The sequence below is a fragment of the Hahella chejuensis KCTC 2396 genome (assembly GCF_000012985.1).
GTDB classification, from domain to species: domain Bacteria; phylum Pseudomonadota; class Gammaproteobacteria; order Pseudomonadales; family Oleiphilaceae; genus Hahella; species Hahella chejuensis.
Map to the genome: position 1 here is coordinate 4,850,881 of NC_007645.1, position 18,065 is coordinate 4,868,945.

At 55.4% G+C, this 18,065-nt stretch carries 12 protein-coding genes; 6 read left to right on the plus strand and 6 right to left on the minus strand.

Annotated features, from left to right (window positions below; all coding sequences use genetic code 11):
* Positions 1–16 precede the first annotated feature (16 nt).
* Positions 17–775: a hypothetical protein gene (locus HCH_RS21175; protein ID WP_011398486.1), complete on the minus strand. Its 759-nt coding sequence runs from the start codon at positions 773–775 to the stop codon at positions 17–19.
* Between the two features lie 298 nt (positions 776–1,073).
* Between HCH_RS21175 and HCH_RS32630 the strand changes: the two genes are divergently transcribed.
* Genes HCH_RS32630 through HCH_RS21195 form a run of 4 tightly spaced genes read left to right on the plus strand, consistent with a single transcriptional unit; the run spans position 1,074 to position 5,477 of the window.
* Entirely contained in the window at positions 1,074–2,381 is a 1,308-nt protein-coding gene (locus HCH_RS32630) for a GGDEF domain-containing protein (protein ID WP_011398487.1), read from the plus strand.
* Positions 2,381–2,971 (plus strand): peptidylprolyl isomerase, encoded by a 591-nt coding sequence (locus tag HCH_RS21185; protein ID WP_011398488.1) that lies wholly within the window; start codon positions 2,381–2,383, stop codon positions 2,969–2,971. Before HCH_RS32630 ends, HCH_RS21185 begins: the two co-directional genes overlap by 1 nt.
* Positions 2,968–4,848 carry a bifunctional tRNA (5-methylaminomethyl-2-thiouridine)(34)-methyltransferase MnmD/FAD-dependent 5-carboxymethylaminomethyl-2-thiouridine(34) oxidoreductase MnmC gene (gene mnmC, locus HCH_RS21190; protein ID WP_011398489.1) on the plus strand — a complete coding sequence of 627 codons (1,881 nt, stop codon included), beginning with the start codon at positions 2,968–2,970 and terminating at the stop codon, positions 4,846–4,848. The genes HCH_RS21185 and mnmC overlap by 4 nt, the downstream gene beginning before the upstream one ends.
* A gap of 53 nt (positions 4,849–4,901) precedes the next feature.
* Positions 4,902–5,477, plus strand: a complete 576-nt coding sequence (locus tag HCH_RS21195) for a CBS domain-containing protein (RefSeq protein WP_011398490.1) — start codon at positions 4,902–4,904, stop codon at positions 5,475–5,477.
* 13 nt (positions 5,478–5,490) lie between these two features.
* On the opposite strand, the gene HCH_RS21200 is transcribed toward HCH_RS21195, so the two are convergent.
* The 4 genes from HCH_RS21200 to smc form a co-directional block, all read right to left on the minus strand.
* Complete coding sequence (locus HCH_RS21200) at positions 5,491–8,175, minus strand: hypothetical protein (protein ID WP_011398491.1); 2,685 nt, start codon at positions 8,173–8,175, stop codon at positions 5,491–5,493.
* Between the two features lie 244 nt (positions 8,176–8,419).
* Positions 8,420–10,471, minus strand: a complete 2,052-nt coding sequence (ligA, locus tag HCH_RS21205; protein WP_011398492.1) for an NAD-dependent DNA ligase LigA — start codon at positions 10,469–10,471, stop codon at positions 8,420–8,422.
* 178 nt (positions 10,472–10,649) lie between these two features.
* The gene (zipA, locus tag HCH_RS32635; protein WP_011398493.1) at positions 10,650–12,008 is read right to left on the minus strand and encodes a cell division protein ZipA; all 1,359 of its coding nucleotides are present in this window, start codon (positions 12,006–12,008) and stop codon (positions 10,650–10,652) included.
* 121 nt (positions 12,009–12,129) lie between these two features.
* Entirely contained in the window at positions 12,130–15,618 is a 3,489-nt protein-coding gene (gene smc / locus HCH_RS21220) for a chromosome segregation protein SMC (protein ID WP_011398494.1), read from the minus strand.
* A 251-nt stretch (positions 15,619–15,869) separates the two neighbouring features.
* Here smc and HCH_RS21225 point away from each other — a divergent pair, with 251 nt between their 5' ends.
* The gene (locus HCH_RS21225) at positions 15,870–16,067 is read left to right on the plus strand and encodes a DUF6316 family protein (RefSeq protein ID WP_011398495.1); all 198 of its coding nucleotides are present in this window, start codon (positions 15,870–15,872) and stop codon (positions 16,065–16,067) included.
* Between the two features lie 19 nt (positions 16,068–16,086).
* Here the strand turns inward: HCH_RS21225 and HCH_RS21230 are convergent, their stop codons facing one another.
* Complete coding sequence (locus HCH_RS21230) at positions 16,087–16,752, minus strand: GntR family transcriptional regulator (RefSeq protein WP_011398496.1); 666 nt, start codon at positions 16,750–16,752, stop codon at positions 16,087–16,089.
* 179 nt (positions 16,753–16,931) lie between these two features.
* Here HCH_RS21230 and HCH_RS21235 point away from each other — a divergent pair, with 179 nt between their 5' ends.
* On the plus strand, positions 16,932–18,059 hold the full coding sequence (locus tag HCH_RS21235; protein WP_011398497.1) for an alkane 1-monooxygenase: 1,128 nt from the start codon (positions 16,932–16,934) through the stop codon (positions 18,057–18,059).
* Positions 18,060–18,065 lie beyond the last annotated feature (6 nt).

An 18,065-nucleotide genomic window follows, 5' to 3' on the forward strand; every position in this document is an offset into this window, starting at 1 on the left:
CGGAGGAACCGTCAACTCAGTAGGGTTTCACCACGATATACGAGTTATCGCTGAACTCGATCCCTTCCAAATGAATACTGCCCATGGTGGGACCATCCGCCGATACCCCCATCGGCCGAATATTGTTGAAACTGACCCGCTCGATATGATTCGGAAGCGTCACGTTCATGCCGCCGTCTTCATTAAACAACGGTTTGATGCGGGAGGGATCGATTTGCACGCCAACCACTTCAACTTCAGCGTCTAAAACGTTGGTGATTGGAAGTAATAATTTTCCGAGTGATCCCAGTACCTGAACCCCGTCCAGCCCAGGCAATTCATCAGGATTATCGGAGTTCTGACCTTCCAGTTGGGCCTTCGCAGCCATGTTGTAAAATTGCTGGAACTCTTCAGTGAAGCCTTGAGCGCCGACATTGCTCATCTCACTCTCATCCAGCGCCTGCAGCCCCGACATATTTTGATAAAAGGTTTCGGAGGCTACCGGTGAAGATTGATTATCGGATTGGGAGGCGGCGAACGCCACCATGGGCTGGAAAGGCGCCACGGCCATAGCGACGAACGCCGCGGCGTAGCGATACCGGCTTTGGCGCCGGAGGGTACGCTGCAGCTCCTTATTGGTTATCCAGCCAAAATCTACTAACAATTCGCCAAGGCGTTGACCATTAACCGTCTGCGCCGTTAATGCTTCGTTAAGCTGACCTTCGGTAATGTATCCCCGGTTCACCAGGAGGCGACCTAGACGGGATCTTTCAATAGCTTGCTGCTGAGTCGCCATGACTATCACTCCTTTTTTATTGAGAGTAGCCCTTTAATAATGGAAAGATGTTTAAAAGTTGTACACCTGAGATAGGTTAATTTTTGTATGGGTTTTGCTATCGCTTACAACTAATCGTTAGCGGCGAAAGTCGCGCCCACTCTCGCTATATCGCCTAGATGACTGAAACTTTTAAGGAATTTCCAATAATTTGTCGCTTATAACGCTGGCGGTAAAAGCATGGTTGGTTACACTTTTATAGAAGAGCCGGTTTTCAATACCTGAGACACTTGCAGCAACCACACCCCAGGGGGCGGATTTGTCATTACCGAACAGTCACCAGGATATGTCCGCAGACACCGCGACCTACGTTCGCAGGTTGCTGGACAACGGCATGCATGGACTGCAATTCGAGGGCGAACTGGAAAGCGAGTTTGAGCGTTATCACTTAAACCGTTACCTGCACCTGAACCGGGTTTACCCTCTATTGGGCGCCCTGGTGCTGGTTTTCTTCATATTCGCCGATCATTTGGTTATTCCCGATTTATTTGAGCAAACCCTGCAGATTCGTGCGGCGGACGCACTCGGCGTCATTCTGGTGACGCTGGCCAGCCGACTCGCCTGGGTGCGCCATCGTTATCAGATGACACTGTGCCTCGGGGCGCTTTGCATTCACCTGAGCCTGATCGCAATAGCGGTGAAAGCCGCTGCGATTGATCAGTTCCATTACCAGACGGGATCAATCCTCTCCGTCATATTCGTCTGTACGGTTCTACGCCTGCAATTCCACTATATTTTTCCCTTCGCCCTGTTAATGTGGTTGTCCCAGGTGCTGGCGATGCACTTCCTCATGCATCTGCACGCCTCGCAGTTCACCGAGCTGCTGTTTCTGCACACCTTTGTTACGTTGATTTCAGTATTGGTGTGCTACCGGGTGGAATACGAAACCCGCAAAAATTTCCTGCAACAGTTGCTCTTACTGTATGAGCAAGAAGAGTTGCGCGCCGCGCATGCAGAACTGGAGCGACTTTCCTTGATGGACAGTCTGACCCAGGTCGCCAATCGCCGGCACTTTAACAAGAGCCTGGAAGCGGAATGGAACCGATGTCTGCGTGATGACAAGCCTCTCGCGCTCTTAATGGTGGATGTGGACTTTTTCAAAGCCTATAACGACGCCTATGGACATCAGCGCGGCGACGACTGCCTGATGAATGTCGCCGATTGCCTGACGCAAACGTCTCGTCGCGCCGCCGACCTGGTCGCCCGCTACGGCGGCGAAGAGTTCGCCGTCATCCTGCCTCATGCCGATCAGGCGGCGGCGCAGCGCCTGGCGGAGCAGATAGTGCGCCAGATCTACGAACTCAACATAGAGAACGAAGGCTCACCGGAGCTGAAACGCCTGACCGTCAGTGTCGGTTTCAGCGCTCTCGCCCCTTCTCAGGGAGATACCCCCAACACATTGATTTCTCAAGCCGACAGCGCGCTTTACATGGCAAAACGAAAAGGTAAAAATCGTGCCCACGGTTTTCCCGCCAACGAGGCATCCGCAGCTGCGGAATCGGCTACCTCAGAGGGCGCAGGCGAATCAGACATCCACGACGAATCCGAAAGCAATGGAGAAATCTAGTGAGACACAGCGTAAATGCGGGCAAAAGAGGCTTACTTGGCCTGGCTTTCTGGGCGCTCAGTTTGACGGCGATGGCCGCCGACCTGCCGACAGCCACCATCAGCACGTCCGAGGGCGACATCAAAATCAAGCTGTTCAGCGACAAGGTGCCAGTCACTGTTGAGAACTTCGTCAGCTATATCAAAGACGGCTACTACGACGGATTGATCTTTCACCGTACAATTCCCCAATTCATGATTCAAGGCGGCGGCTTCAAGCCCAATATGGAGAAAAAAGACACCAAAGCGCCGATTAAGAATGAGTCCGATAACGGCCTCGCCAACGATCGTGGAACCTTGGCCATGGCCAGAACCAATGATCCTAACTCCGCTACGTCGCAATTCTTCATTAATGTTATCGATAACGCCTATTTGAACGGCGCCAAAGGCAGACCGGGCTATGCGGTATTCGCCGAAGTCGTGTCCGGCATGGATGTAGTGGACAAGATCGCCAACGCGCCGACACAGAATACAGGCCCTTATCAGAATGTGCCTGTCAAAACCGTCACCATCAACTCCATTAAACTGGATGAGGTTGCAAGCCAGCAGTGAAAGGTCCGCAACTGGATTACGCAGACCTATCCTGGTCCGACAACGGCGCGCCGATCTCCAACGCTTACGGCGACATTTATTTCTCCAAGGAAAGCGGCCCGGAGGAAACGGATTATGTTTTCCTCACGGGCAATCGACTGAGGGAGCGTTTCAGCAACGCGCCGCCGGGCTCCCTATTCACCATTGCGGAAACCGGCTTCGGCAGCGGCCTCAACTTCCTTATGGCCTGGGCGCTCTGGCGTGAATGCGGACCTGCGGATGGCCACCTGCATTTCACTTCCGTGGAGTTTTGTCCGCTGGCGCGGGAAGATCTGGTCCGATGTCATCAGGCCTGGCCGCAACTGGCGGAATTCGCCCGGCAGCTGCGGGCGCAATACCCGGCTCCCATGCAGGGCGTGCATCGTTGTCGCTTCGTCGATCAAGGCGTCACATTGACGTTATACCTGGGCGATGTTGTGGACTGGCTGAGCGACTGTAGCTTTAAGGCTGACGCCTGGTTTCTGGACGGCTTCTCGCCCAAACAGAATCCCGAGATGTGGAGCGAATCTTTATTTCCACTGATCGCCAGCCACGCTGCGCAGGGTTGCACCGTCGCCACCTTCTCCGCCGCGGGATTCATCCGTCGCGGCTTGAAAGAGCATGGCTTTAACGTCAGCAAAGCGCCAGGGTTCGGCTATAAAAGGGACATGACCGTCGGCGTATTCCAAGCGGAAGAACCAAACCAGCCCGCCGCCCTCCCCCACAAGGAAGCCGTGGTGATCGGGTCCGGCCTCTCTGGCGCCAACGTCGCCTATGCTCTCGCCACTCGCGGCTGGAAAGTGACCGTGCTGGAGGCGGCGGATCGAATCGCCCCGGAAGCCTCAGGTAATCCGCAGGGGGCGTTGTACATAAAGCCCGGCGTGGAGTGGAGCATCAACACACGCATCCACGCCAATGCATTTTTGTATGCTGAACGCTTTTACTCGGAGATCGCCAATCTGCCCACGCCCATATGGAATCCCTGCGGCGTGCTGCAACTTGCGCATAACGACAAGGAAGCCGTCAGGCAGCAGAAGTTCTTCCAGCACAATCGTTACCCTGATGAGGTTATTCGCCCTTTCACCCACCAGGAAGCGTCAGAACTCGCGGGCGTCAGCCTGCCAGCCAGCGCCATGTATCTGCCAGGCGGCGGCTGGTTAATCCCTCCGCAACTATGCGCTCATATGCTGCAACATCCTAATATCGAAGTGAGGCTGAATTCACCGGTTACCGCGCTGGAGCGCACCGATGAAGGCGGCTGGCTCATTCATATCGGTTCCGGCGAGTCCGCACAGGAACTGGAATGCGCTATCCTGATATTGGCCACCGCCAATAATCAGGCCATGCAACCGGCTGCAGCAAGCGCCCTCCCCCTCAAACCCATTCGCGGCCAAGTCACAACACTACAGGTGGAGTCCGCTGCATTACCGCAATTGAATACTGTCCTATGCGGTGAAGGCTACCTGATGCCGCCTATTGCAGACAGGCTGGTTACAGGCGCGACATTTAAACCCAACTGCGCCGACGCGCAGGTGACTGAGGCGGACAACAACGCCAATCTTGAACAGTTATTGCAGCTCACTCCCGCCCTGCGCGACGAGCTATCTAAACACCCACCCACTCTGCAAGGACGCGCGTCCGTCAGAAGCGCGTTGCCGGATTACCTACCCGCTATCGGCCCACTTATCCCAGGACAAGGAGGGAAAGGTTTACTGATCGTGACGGCAATGGGCTCCAAAGGGCTGGCGTTGGCCCCGCTTGCCGGTGAATTGGTGGCGGACATGCTGGAAGGAACGCCTGCGCCCATCGAGGACAGCCTGGTCCAGCGTGTTTTGCCAAATCGCTTTAGTCAGGAGTAGACTGACCGCATTGGGGCGCCAAGCGCGGCGCCCCGTCGCAAGGAGCTTCGTCCATGCCGATTTATCTGGTCGACGCCGGCCACCGCATCATCACGCCGTTGAGCGTGGACCCTCGCATCAAATCCGTGGAAGAGCTTAAATCCATATCCGCCATTCACCCCATCGGCCCACAGGATCACGGAACACGAGAAAACTTTCCCTACTCCGGAAGCGAGCAAGAGAGCGCCCCGGAGGGAGACATCTCCCGCCTCAACGCCCATGACGTCATGTCATCGCCGGTACTGTACGGCAAGCAGGACTGGAGTCTGGATGAAGGGTTGAGCTTTCTGCACGAGCATAAAATAAGGCACCTGCCAGTGCGGGACGATCAGGAAGTGGTGGGCTTTCTGGTTGAGCGCGAGTTGCTGCAGGCGAAACTGGAGCAGCCCGAGGCGACGCTGGCCGACTTGTGCGCCCCCTACCTGATGGTGGGCGACGATGCGGATTTGCGCCGGGTCTCCCTGGTTTTGGTGGAAAGGGATCTGGACGGCGCCCTGGTGCGCAACGTCCAGGGCGAAGTCATTGGGGTACTGACCGCCACGGATATCCTGAAGGCCATCGCCCATTTCGAAGTGGAGGCCTGGGCTTAACCCAGGCCGACCATCAACAGTCTCCGTTAGGGTCCGCCCGACAGGCGGCGTTCAAGTCCACGCCATCAACGACTGAGAGAGGTTTCAGCGTCACTTTTACGCCGCTGTCAGTCTGGGCCTCTTCCACCGAAATCAACTTAGCGCTGCCGAATGTCGCCAGGTTGGAGAGTTTTTCGTTGCCCGCCGCGCCCTGCTGGAACCGCCAGATATTCTTCAGCTTGGTCACCTGCTCGCCTTCGCCCGGCTCCTCCCCTTCATCCAGCACTTCTTCTTTCACCACGTCATAGCGCGCCAACCAGCCATCCTCGCCGCCCTGAGCCGCGCCGGCGTCAAAAATGTCCCCCGCCGTCACGCCGGACACATACACCTCATCGCCCAGCGACTTAACGTCCAGCACAGAGTCCGCCGCAGCGCCGCCGATTTGAGCGTAGGCCGTAATTTCACTGGCGTTTTGATGGTAGGCGAGGTAGCCGTCCTGGCCGCCGCGGTTACGCTCCCCACTGACCAGTACGCCATTGGTGTAGCCTGCGGAGACAAAGCCTTTGCTGACAGTGCTGACATCCAGCGCCGCATCGTCATAGCTGGAGCCGATTTGCGCCACACGACGCGGGTCGCCGTCATCGTTGTAGGACACAATGACAGCGTCATAACCGCCAAGACTGGAGCCGTTATCCTCCACCGCTCCGTCGCTGAAGCCGATGACATTATGATTGGAGGAGGATTCCGGCGACGCTCCCAGCAACACATCATCGCCGGAAGAGCCGAAGGTCTTGGCGAACATAAGCGCGCCGTTCTTATCAAACTTGATCAACATGGCGTCGCGGCGCCCGGAGTTTTCTCCTTCACCGACCAGGCCCGACGTGGCGCCGACCACCAGCACCTCCTGACTGAGGTCGACAGACAGCGCGCCGGGCTCGTCATCCCAGACGCTGCCGATCTGCTTGGCCCACTGTAATTCGAAGGCGCCGACATTGTTAATGCGCTGATACTTCTGCACCACCACGTCTTTACCGCCCAGGTCGCTTTCCTGCAGCGGCTCCACTGGGGGCGCGAACAAACCGCCCACTTCCAGTAGCGCGTATATATCTTGAGTGATCTCATCCTCATTGGCCGGATTGATCCTCTCATACAACCAGATATCTTTGATGCGTACGGCATAGGTCGCCGCTTCCAGCTTAATGCTCTGATGCAAAGCGCCAAAGCGGTCATAGATCATGATGTCAGAATTAGCCAGCTTGCCTGCTTCTTCGCCATTCACCCGGGCGAGAAACAATTCCGACTGCGATCCCGAAATCGCCTCTGCGACGCTCGCCCCGCTGTTGAGCGGCAACTCCACCGCGTTCAACCACTGGTTAACGTAGACGGCCAGGGGCTCTTCGCTGGGATTCACCGTGCCGCTGCGCCGCCAATTGAAGGTGACTTTCTCATCCCGCAACGTGGCGTCGCCATTCGCCGTCGCCTGCAGTTTGACGGTTTTACTGGTTTCGCCCGCTTCGAAAGGCACGCTGACGCCGTCCGTAATCAGGCTGCCCACCCCGCCTTCTCCGGTGTAAAGACTCAAGTCAGCATCAGCGCCTTCAAACTCGCCGTCGCTATTGTCCGCATCCACGACAAACTCCGCATAAACGGTCTGTTCCGGCGCCTTGTCCAGGGTCACTTCCACATTCAGGTAGTGACCTTCGGACACGGATGCTTTGGAGACCTTAAAGCTGGCGACAGGTTCGTTGTCAGTGATAGAGATGGTAGTGTTGACCGGATCAGCGAACTCCAGCAGCCCACCCTCGTAGTGAGTGATCGACACCGCGATATTCTCGGTCTTTTCCGCATCGCGATCGTCGTTGATAAACACCGGAACATGACAATAGCGCACGCCCGGATCATAGGTCAGAAAGCCGTCCGCGACCGAGATGACCTGCCCGTCTTTTCTCGCCGTCTCAATAAGAAAGTCGCTTCCCGGCGTCGCGCCGTCGCCAGAGCCGCTGGTCAGAGAGTAGCGCAGTATGACGCGCTGAACCGAGGGCTGCTCCAGAAATACCGGTAAGTAATGGAGTTTGGGGCGCACCGCCAGCGAATCATCCTGCTGACGCTCTTCAAAGAAGGCGATATCTTCTTCAGAAAAAAGCGGCGTCCCCTCCGCGTCCGTAAAGCACAGTGGAATCACTTCCTTTTCTTCGCCCTCGTCTTCCTGGCCGTTATTGTTGGCGTCGATCAACTTCGAGGGACGCTCGCCAATGGCGTTCTCCGCCACCGTCAGCGCCTCAGACTCATAGGTATTGGTGTCGACGAACAAGGAAAAGCGGGTCTCCCCTACGCTGGAGCCATCGGACACTGTCAGCGAGACTTCCTGCGCCTCGCCGGGGGTCAGCGCGTCTTCAGCCGTTCCGCCTCCGTTAACGCCGGGAATGCCGCGCATGATAACGCCTTTGCGGAAGGTATTGTCGACATACTCCAGGGCCAGCCAGCGCGGCTGGTTAGTCATGGAGAAATCCACCAGACCATCGCCGCCGTCCACACCGAACTCATAAGTGTATTCAACGCCCAGATAAGCGGTTCCCGGCGGTTTTCCCAAAATTCGGATGGCTTCGGGCGGCGCTGTATCGCTGCCGCAGGAGGCGAGTAGTAAAGAAGTGATAACCAGCGCAGGCGTTTTCAGCGCCAACTTAACTCCGCTGCGCTGGGCCAGACCCAGGTGACCCATAGATGTGCATTCCACGCTTTATTATTCAAGTTTTACAAAATCTTATAAAACTTTGTTTTTTGTAACCACAGCAGGGGGCCAGAAACCCAACCGGGATCACACTGCCGCCCTTTTATTTCTTAATCAGGCAGACAAATAGCTTCCTTCCACCTGTCTGAAAACAATAGGTTCTGCGCCTGGCAGCCTCTGGAATGCAAAACGGCCGCTGAAGCGGCCGTTGCTGGGAACAAAAGGATCAGTGCAATCAGGCTTCGCCGCCCAAATGCGCCTGATGCTCTTCCAATAGTTGCTTGAATGCGTCTTCATCCAGCACTTTCACACCGAGGTCCTGCGCCTTGGTAAGTTTGGAGCCCGCTTTCTCTCCCGCCACCACAAAACCGGTTTTGGCGGACACGCTGCCGGACACCTTGGCGCCGAGACGGGTTAATAAATCCTTCGCCTCGTCGCGGCTGTAATCCGCAAGGACGCCGGTAACCACCGCGGTCTGGCCGGATAGCGGCAGCGTCTCCGTGCTGCGTACGACCACTTCAGGCCAGCTCACGCCCTGATTCAACAGCGCATCAATCGTTTCAAGATTGTGCTCCTGTTGAAAGAAGGAACGAATATGGCCTGCGCTGATAGGACCGATATCCGGCGCCTCCACCAAGTCCTCTTCAGTGGCCTGCTTCAGCAGATCAAGGGTTGGGAAGTGTTGCGCCAGCACCTTGGCCGTGGCTTCTCCTACCTCCCGGATGCCCAAAGCGTAGATAAAGCGGGCGAATGTCGTCTGTTTGGAAGCCTCAATAGCGTTAATCAGGTTTTGCGCAGACTTTTCGCCCATGCGCTCCAGTCCCGCCACATCAGGCGCTTTCAGCGAATACAGACTGGCGGGAGAGTCGATTAACTCTTTCTCCACCAGCAGCTCGACCAGTCGGTCGCCCAGACCGTCGATATCCATAGCTTTGCGGGATGCAAAATGCTTGATCGCCTCTTTCCGCTGCGCGGAGCAATAGAGTCCGCCGGAGCAACGCGCCACCGCTTCGCCCTCCAGTTGCAGCACGTCAGAGCCGCAAACCGGACAGTGCTCGGGACGATCAACCGGAACGGCGTTTTCCGGGCGACGGTCCTGCACCACACTGACAACCTGGGGAATGACATCCCCCGCGCGGCGAATGATCACCGTATCGCCAATATGCACATCCAGGCGACGAATCTCATCCATATTGTGCAGGGTGGCGTTGCTGACCGTAACGCCGCCCACGAATACCGGCTTTAAGCGCGCCACCGGCGTCACGGCGCCGGTTCTGCCAACCTGGAAATCCACCGCCAGCAGCTCAGTCATTTCCTCATGGGCGGGGAACTTATGCGCGATCGCCCAACGCGGAGCCCTCGATACGAATCCCAGCTCCTGCTGCAGATCTATGCGATTAACCTTGAACACAACGCCATCAATTTCGTACGGCAATTGGTCACGAACGCTCATGATATGGCGGTAGTAATCCAGGCACTCCTGCGCCCCTGACGCCAACTTCATCTGGCTGTTGATCTTCAGCCCCCACTGCTGCAGTTGCGTGAGAATATCGTGTTGCGTCCCCGGCAATTCCCCTTCGAAATAGCCTACGCTGTAGCAACACATTTCCAACGCCCGCTTGGCGGTGATGCGCGGATCAAGCTGGCGCAGACTTCCCGCCGCGGCGTTGCGCGGGTTGACGAACGTTTTTTCGCCTTTCGCCGCCGCGTCTTTGTTTATGGCGTCGAAGGCGGCCTTGGGCAGATAAATTTCACCGCGCACTTCCAATTCTGCGGGATACCCTTCTCCACGTAATTTAAGCGGAATATTCTTTACCGTCTTAACATTCGCGGTAATGTCTTCACCCGCGGAGCCATCCCCGCGAGTCACACCACGCACCAAATATCCATCGCGATACAACAGACTGATAGCGATGCCGTCCAGTTTCGGTTCGCAACAGTAGTCGATGCGCGCGTCTTCCGCTTCCTTGAGGCGCTCCCGCACACGGCGATCGAAGTCCAGCAGATCCTGCTCTTCAAACGCATTGTCCAAAGACAGCATGGGCAGGCGATGAGATACAGTCTCGAAGCCTTCCGCAGGCGCTGCGCCCACCCGTTGGGTCGGCGAGTCCGGCGTGATCGTTTGCGGGAACTCCGCCTCGATTTCGCGCAGCCGACGCATTAAACGGTCGTATTCCGCATCGGGAATCGAGGGATCATCCAGAGTGTAATAACGGTAATTATGATCGTTGATGGTTTCGCGAAGCGTATTCAGCTCTTCCTGAATGGCGGCAGGGACTTCCGACATGAGTTCATTCTTCCGAGGCAGATTATTGAATAATTATCAGACGACTCCGCCGCACGGAAACTCCAACGCGGCGGTATATCTAAGTCTTTGATTCGGATTAAAGTATAGCGAATATAACGACAATATTGTTCGTTACAGGCCCATACTCCGGGACATACCCGGAAGCGGAGCCCCGGGTTTATACCCGGGACGACAGCATGCGACGCTCAAACTCCCTGACGCGTTGACGGCAGTGTTCAATAGTCTGCGCCGTCATAACGCTGCGATTTTCATCCTTAAGTTCGCCGCCCAGATTACGCACCAGGCATTGCGCGGTTTCCACCATGTAGTCGAAGGCGCGCATACTATTATCCGGCCCAGGCAGGCGCACAAAGAAACAGACGCCGGGAAAGCGCTGCGTCGCCATGTCCTGACCGAATACGCCCGGTTCTCTGGCGTTCGCCATGCTGAACTGGACAGGGCCTTCATCAAAGTCATGCTCATATCGATGAAAGATCGCCATGTCGCCCAATTGCATACCGCAGGCTTCAACCAGATTGCGCAACGCAGCGCCATCAAAGCCCTCTTCATCCTTGCTCAGCACATTGATAACCAGAATCTCTTGAAGCGTCTTCGGCTGCTTACCTGCCGGAGCGGTTCGACTCACCTTCTCTTCCCGGGTTTTCGGCGCATCTTCACTACGCTGGGAACTGGCGTTGAGTCCAGCCTGCTGCTGGATCGCACTGATTTTCTTCAGAAACTTGTCTTTAAACGCAAGCATAGGTTCATGTTGGGATTCCTCATGGGAGACCGGCCTGTCTATCGGCTCCGCATGCAGGTCCTCTTCCTTTTCAACTTCATCCTGTGGCTCTTCCTGCTCGAACTCCACCTCAGGCTCTGGCTCATGTTCGTGCAGACTGTCGTACCCGCCCTGATATCCCTGCACGCGGAAATTATCCCGCTTCAGAAACTCTTTATAGGGGCTGTCTCCGTAGCGCCCGTCGTCATCCGCTTCTGCGTCCTCTTCGACAAACTCTTCTTCATATTGTTCATCCCTAACCTGCTCGAAGCGTTGATAAGGTGAGAAGTTTTCCTGCTCTTCCGGCAGGCGCTCTTCCCTCTCGCCCTCTTCGACGAACTCCGGCTCTCTTCTTCCATAGCCCTGGTTGGACATGGATGCTTCCAACGCCTCATCCACTTCCAGAATCGGCGGCTCCGCCATGTCCTGGTCGTAATGCTCCTCGTCCTGCTGACGCTCTCTTTCTTTAAGCTTCTCGCAGGGTTTGAAGGTAGGTTTGTATTTGACTTCCTTAATCGGCCGAGTGTAGTTCTGCTCCGCAGCTGGCTTGCCATCTTTGATCACCCTGAAGCCACTGCTTGGCAGCTCCGGGTTAAAATCATCATCGATAGGCGTATTTTCGAAGTTGCCTCCCATACCCTGGGAGATTTCCAATGAATCCTTGCGCGCTCTTCTGACTCGGCGAAAACCATCTATAACCACGCCCAGAATTATGAGCAGGCCTATCATGATCAGCCATTCACGCAAACTGATATCCATTAATTTAATATCCCCAACTAAACATCATCATGGTATTCGCCAACCTGATCCCGCCTTTATTTCTTATCGATTGGCGAGTTAATTTATTCAATTCGCCGCTGCTTTACAATGCAGCGCGCCCTTACAACGCAGCCATTGCGGCCGCTTCTTCAACATCCACGGAAACCAGTCTCGACACGCCGGGCTCATGCATGGTGACCCCCATCAAGTGATCCGCCATTTCCATGGCGATCTTGTTGTGGGTAATGTAGATGAACTGCACCTGATCCGACATTTCTTTCACCATTCGAGCATAGCGCCCCACGTTGGCGTCGTCCAATGGCGCGTCCACTTCGTCCAGCATACAGAACGGCGCGGGGTTAAGCTGAAAGATGGAGAAGATCAGCGCAATGGCGGTAAGCGCTTTCTCTCCACCCGACAACAAATGAATGGTGCTGTTTTTCTTGCCTGGAGGCCGCGCCATAATGGCGACACCGGTTTCCAGCAAGTCTTCCCCGGTTAACTCCAGATAGGCGCTGCCGCCGCCAAAGACGCGGGGAAACAAATTCTGCAGACCTTCATTGACCTGGTCGAAGGTTTCCTTGAACTTGTTGCGGGTTTCGCGATCGATTTTGCGAATCGCGTTCTCCAGGGTCTCCAATGCTTCCTGCAAGTCCTCATGCTGACCGTCGAGATAGACTTTACGTTCGGACTGGGCTTCATATTCCTCAATCGCCGCCAGGTTGATAGCGCCGAGACGCTCTACCTTACCAACAATTTGCTCGATGTCCCGTTGCAGCTGTCCTTCGTCCGCATCTTCCGCCAGCAGTCCGATCACATTCTCAAGGTCGTACTGATCCTCCGCCATTTGATCCCGTAAGGCGTTTTTACGGATATCCGTTTCCCGATGCTGCATGCGTAATGATTCAATCCGGCTGCGCATGTTCTGAATCACCATCTCATTACGCTGCCGGGACGATTCATCGCCCTGCATCGACTGCTCCAAATCCGCGAGACGATTACGCTCACGGGTCAGGATGTCCTCTTGTTGCATGCGCAATTCAAGATAGCCTTCCAGGCGCGCCTGCAAAGCGTCATCGGGATTCTGCAAGGTTTGCAGGCTTTCCTCCACCCACTGCATGCGTTCACGGTTACGCCGCAAGTTAGCGTCGCTTTTTTCCAGCGCCTGCCGTATGGACTCTTTCCGCGTGCTGAGCGCGCTGGCGCGCAATTGCATCTGGTGAGCGTGCTCCCGATCCAGACGCGCCTGCGTGCGCAGGCCATCCAGTTTCTGGCGCACGTCATCGCGGCGATTGAGCAACAGCTCCTTCTTTTCCACGCTGCCTTCCAGGTCCATCAAGGCGGTGTTCCACACGCCTTTGCTTTCCTGCAGCCCCATCTGTTCTTCGTCGATCTGGAACTGTATCTCCGCAATCTCCGCGGCGATGGACTCTACCCTGCGCTGGACTTGTTCGCGTCGCGCTTCTTTTGCGCTCAAGTCAGATTTGGTCTGCAACAATTGCTTGTTGATCTCAACCGATTCCTTTTGCAGGGTTTCCCTTTCCTCATCAAAACAACTTAAGGCCGCATCGATGGTTTCCTTATCCTGAGACAAGGACGCCAACTGCGTCGCGACCTCTTCCATTTCCTGCTCTATTTCCGCCAACCGGCGATTACGCGCAAGCAGACCGTCGCCTGTCTGTTTCGCCGGCGGAGCCAGAATCCAGTCCCGGCCAACCTGCATGCCATCCGGCGTCAAAAAGAAGGCGCGGTCAGAAAGTTCATGGCGCCGCTCAACCGCGGCGGAAAAACTGTCCGCAGAGCGAACGCCATCCAGCCATGCCGCCACCGCACTGTTGACGGAGCTGGCGCTGGCGAACCGCAACGCCTCGCTGGCGAGTTCGTCCTCACACACCAACGCCACGCCTTTGGGTGGGGCGTATTGCAGGCGTTCGAGAAATTCTCGACCGACCACTCGTGCGGACAACCGAGCGCCCAGCACCGCTTCAAGCGCCGGTTCCCACTGTACGGCAACGCTCAATCGCTCTCCCAGCGTCGGAGCGGCGTCAATCTCATGCAGCGCCAGCCATTCCAACGCTTCCTGTCGCGAGGCCTGGCTGTCATGTTTTTGCAAGGCCAATAGCGACGCCTGCTCGCCCTTCAGGGTTTGTTCACAGGTACGGGCGTCATTGATTCTGGCGCTGAGAGATTCTTTACGCTCCTGCTCGCTCTGCTCGCGCGCCCTCATCTCCTGATGGGTCAGCGCCTGCTGATCCGCATGCATTTCCAGTTCCTGCATGCGTTCGCGCAGTATCTCTAAATCTTCATCGTCGTAAGCGCCGCCGATAAGGCTTTGCTCATCCGCTAATTTGCGCTTGCGCTCTAGCAACTGCTGAACCAGTTTTTCCGCCTGTTGAATGCGGGACTGCTCGACTTCCGCTGTTTTCTGCAAATGCGCGGAGCTACGGGAAAAGTCATCCCACTCCTGTTGCCACAATTGCATAGCGTCTTCAGCCTGAGCCAAGAGTTCCGCAGATTCTTCCGATTTGGCCAGATGCTCTTCCAGCTCCGGCTCAATCATCATCAGCTCTTCTTCCAGCTCCTGAAGATGTTGCTGCTCGCGCTCCAATTCTTCGTTCAGCTCACGATTGGTGTCCTGCAACTGCTGCATTTCCGCCTGCAATTGCTGCTCGCGTTCTTTCGCGTTACGAATCTGCTGTTCCAGCTTGGCGATTTCAGCGCCGCTGCCGTAATAATCCGCCTGCGCACGGTTCACCGCTTCATTGGCGTCCGCCCGCTTCTCACGAAAACCTTCCAGACGACTGTCCAAAGAGGTGCGCTCGTATAGCAGGCGCTCCAGCTCAACTTCCTGGCCGCGCAATTCTTCCTGCACACCAGTGGCTTCTTTGTCCAGGGTTCGCCATTTCAGCGCGTTCAACAACGCACGCTTGTCACGCTCTTCCGCCTTTAACTCTTTATATCGCTCCGCCGCCTTGGCCTGCCGATGCAGGTGCTGCAGCTGGCGATCCAGTTCTTCGCGAATATCAGAGAGGCGCTCCAGGTTTTCCCGCGTCCGTTTCATCCGGGACTCAGTTTCCTTGCGGCGCTCCTTGTACTTGGAAATTCCCGCCGCCTCCTCGATGAAAACCCGCAGCTCTTCCGGCTTGGATTCAATCAGACGGGAGATCATGCCCTGCTCGATAATGGCGTAGCTGCGCGGCCCCAGGCCGGTGCCGAGAAACAGATCCGTAATGTCTTTACGACGACATTTGTTGCCATTGAGGAAATAGAGAGACTGCGCGTCACGGGTGACTTTGCGTTTGACGGAGATTTCGTTGTAGCGGGAAAACTCGCCCTGCAGCACGCCGCCGGCGTTATCGAAGATCAGCTCGATGGAAGCCTGTCCCACCGGTTTTCGGGTATTGGAGCCATTGAAAATGACGTCTGTCATGGACTCGCCGCGCAGGTGCTTGGCGGAGCTCTCCCCCATCACCCAACGTACTGCGTCAATAATATTGGATTTGCCGCATCCATTAGGCCCCACCACCGCAGCCATATTGCTGGGGAAATGCACGGTTGTCGGGTCTACGAACGACTTGAAACCGGCAAGCTTGATGGATTTTAGTCTCATGATGCGGAGGCTGCAGGAGCTGTCACAGGGTTTGTCCAGATATGGAGCGGGAGTTTAACGGATTAAACCCGGGCGGACCAGCGCGAAACGCAGTGCTCCCGCGGCTCCAGGCTATGCGCTTGTATCCGCTGAAGTTGCGATGTGACAAGGGCTCACCAGCCATGACGGGACAGAGAGTCGCAAAAATTATCGATTGAAAATTAGTCAACATGTCACTAAATTAATCTTTAGTCGAACAGGAGTTGTACGCAATGGAAATCAGCAAACGTAGTAACGACCAGCAATCAAACAAACATCATCGCTCAGACCGCTTCTTCGCTGTAGACGGAAAGTGGTATTACCGCACCCGGGAAAAAATCCATCTGGGGCCTTATGAGGCGCTGGAGGAAGCGGAAGACGGCCTGATCGCCTATCTTCGCTATCTGCATGTAGCGGAACGCAGGGAATAGTGCGTCCCAATATTAGGGGTCAGGAGGATTCCTGCAGGATACTGATCACCAGATTCTTTTGATGCTCCGCAAAGCTCTCGATAACCAGCTTCACGCCGGCGAAGTCTCGCTGCTGCACGGCTTGCAGTAAGCCGTTGTAGAAGTTCATTGATTGATAAAGTTCCCCTTTCTTGCGCCTGATCGCCAAATGATAAGTGCGACTGATAGCCGGTCGCAGATTTTCCAGGATTTCCTCCAGATAGGGATTGCTCACCAGCGTCAGGCAATAGCTCATCACCGAAAAACCACTGTCGATGACTGATTCGAAAGACGCTTCCTCATTCATCACCGCGCGGTTGATTTGCTGCACCTGATTCATCACCGGGGCCAAATCGCTCTCCCGCCAGCTCTCCGCCACTTTACGGGCCAGCATCACCAACAATGACGCATATACGTCATACAGACTTTCAACCTGATTGACGGTGAGGTCCGACACCACTGCGCCACGACGCGGATATATTTCGATTAAGTGCCGACGCTCAAGAATCAACAGCGCTTCGCGCACGGAGCCGCGGCTGACTTCCAAGTCGCCAGCCACCTTAAGTTCCTGAATACGCTCATTGGCCCGCAACTCTCCGGTAATAATTAATCTTCCCAAATGTTGCGCAATTTGTTCAGCCAAGCTTTCCGGCGCCTGAAACTTCATATCGGTGTGTTCCTAAAAACTCAGTTTAAGCAAAGAGTTGCGGTAAGAGACACGATTCTAGCATACCCCCGCCCAATGAAAACGAAGGAGTAAAAGTAAAAATCGCTTGATAGAATTGTTAGATTGTCAAACAATGCAACAAAATCACAACACGAATAATAAGAATTAAGGAGCCCTTTATGCCTGAATCCCTTCGCCCCCAACTCATGCTGCAAATAAAAAAGTGGGGGTATCTGATTTTCATGATTCCACTGAGTCTCCCCATCCTGAGCTGGATACTGACCTCTCAGTTCAGCCTGGGAGACGCTGGGGCCTGGATGACAGTTCTGTTCGTATTCGGCGTGGTTCCGGTTTTGGATGCGCTTATTGGAAAAGACGCCAGCAACCCCGATGAACGGCGACACACGCCCCATTTGGAAAAAAGTCTGTACTATCCCATGCTGACTCTGGCCTTCGTCCCCGCCTACCTGTGCCTGATCATCTGGGGCGCGCACATATTCAGCAGCGATCTCTATCATTGGGCGGGAAAAGCCGGATGGGTGATTTCCATTGGCGTCGTCGGCGGCCTGGCCATTACCGTCGCTCACGAACTGATCCACAAAAACTCCATCCTGGAGCAAGCAGCAGGCGGCTTACTACTCGCCATGGTGGGTTATGGCGGATTTAAGGTGGAGCATATTCGGGGACACCATGTGAATGTCGCCACTCCGGCGGACGCATCTTCATCCCGCTACAATCAGTCCCTTTATCATTTCCTGCCTCGCGCTATCTTCTTCAATGTTAAAAATGCGTGGGCGCTGGAACAACGGCGACTGGCCAGGAAGGAGCTGCCGTCACTCTCCCTTCACAACGAGCTGATCTGGTGGTATGGCGTCACCGCAGCCCTCTTGGCCGGTTTTACTTTAGTTTGGGGCCTAATGGGCGCGTTGTTCTTTATGGGTCAGGGACTGATCGCCACCTTATTGTTGGAGACCGTCAATTATCTGGAGCACTATGGCCTGCATCGGCGCGTCAACGACAATGGCGGGTTTGAACGCGTCACCCATCAGCACTCATGGAATTCCAGTTACCTGTTAACCAATCTGATGTTGTTTCAGCTGCAGCGGCATTCAGACCATCACGCCAACGCCAAACGCCGCTATCAAGCGCTGCGACATTATGAAGACTCTCCGCAACTACCAGCCGGTTACGCCACCATGGTGTTGCTGGCGCTGGCTCCGCCACTATGGCGCAAGGTTATGAACCCAAAAGTGAATCACTACTATCAGCAGGACACTGACGCTTCGCCAAATCCACAATTTAATTAAGTTTTT

Coding starts and splice junctions, on each gene's coding strand:
- HCH_RS21225 (WP_011398495.1), top strand. CDS start 15,870: ATGGAAATCAGCAAACGTAGTAACGACCAGCAATCAAACAAACATCAT.
- HCH_RS21200 (WP_011398491.1), bottom strand. CDS start 8,175: ATGGGTCACCTGGGTCTGGCCCAGCGCAGCGGAGTTAAGTTGGCGCTG.
- HCH_RS21175 (WP_011398486.1), bottom strand. CDS start 775: ATGGCGACTCAGCAGCAAGCTATTGAAAGATCCCGTCTAGGTCGCCTC.
- zipA (WP_011398493.1), bottom strand. CDS start 12,008: ATGGATATCAGTTTGCGTGAATGGCTGATCATGATAGGCCTGCTCATA.
- HCH_RS21230 (WP_011398496.1), bottom strand. CDS start 16,752: ATGAAGTTTCAGGCGCCGGAAAGCTTGGCTGAACAAATTGCGCAACAT.
- smc (WP_011398494.1), bottom strand. CDS start 15,618: ATGAGACTAAAATCCATCAAGCTTGCCGGTTTCAAGTCGTTCGTAGAC.
- ligA (WP_011398492.1), bottom strand. CDS start 10,471: ATGTCGGAAGTCCCTGCCGCCATTCAGGAAGAGCTGAATACGCTTCGC.
- HCH_RS21195 (WP_011398490.1), top strand. CDS start 4,902: ATGCCGATTTATCTGGTCGACGCCGGCCACCGCATCATCACGCCGTTG.
- HCH_RS21235 (WP_011398497.1), top strand. CDS start 16,932: ATGCCTGAATCCCTTCGCCCCCAACTCATGCTGCAAATAAAAAAGTGG.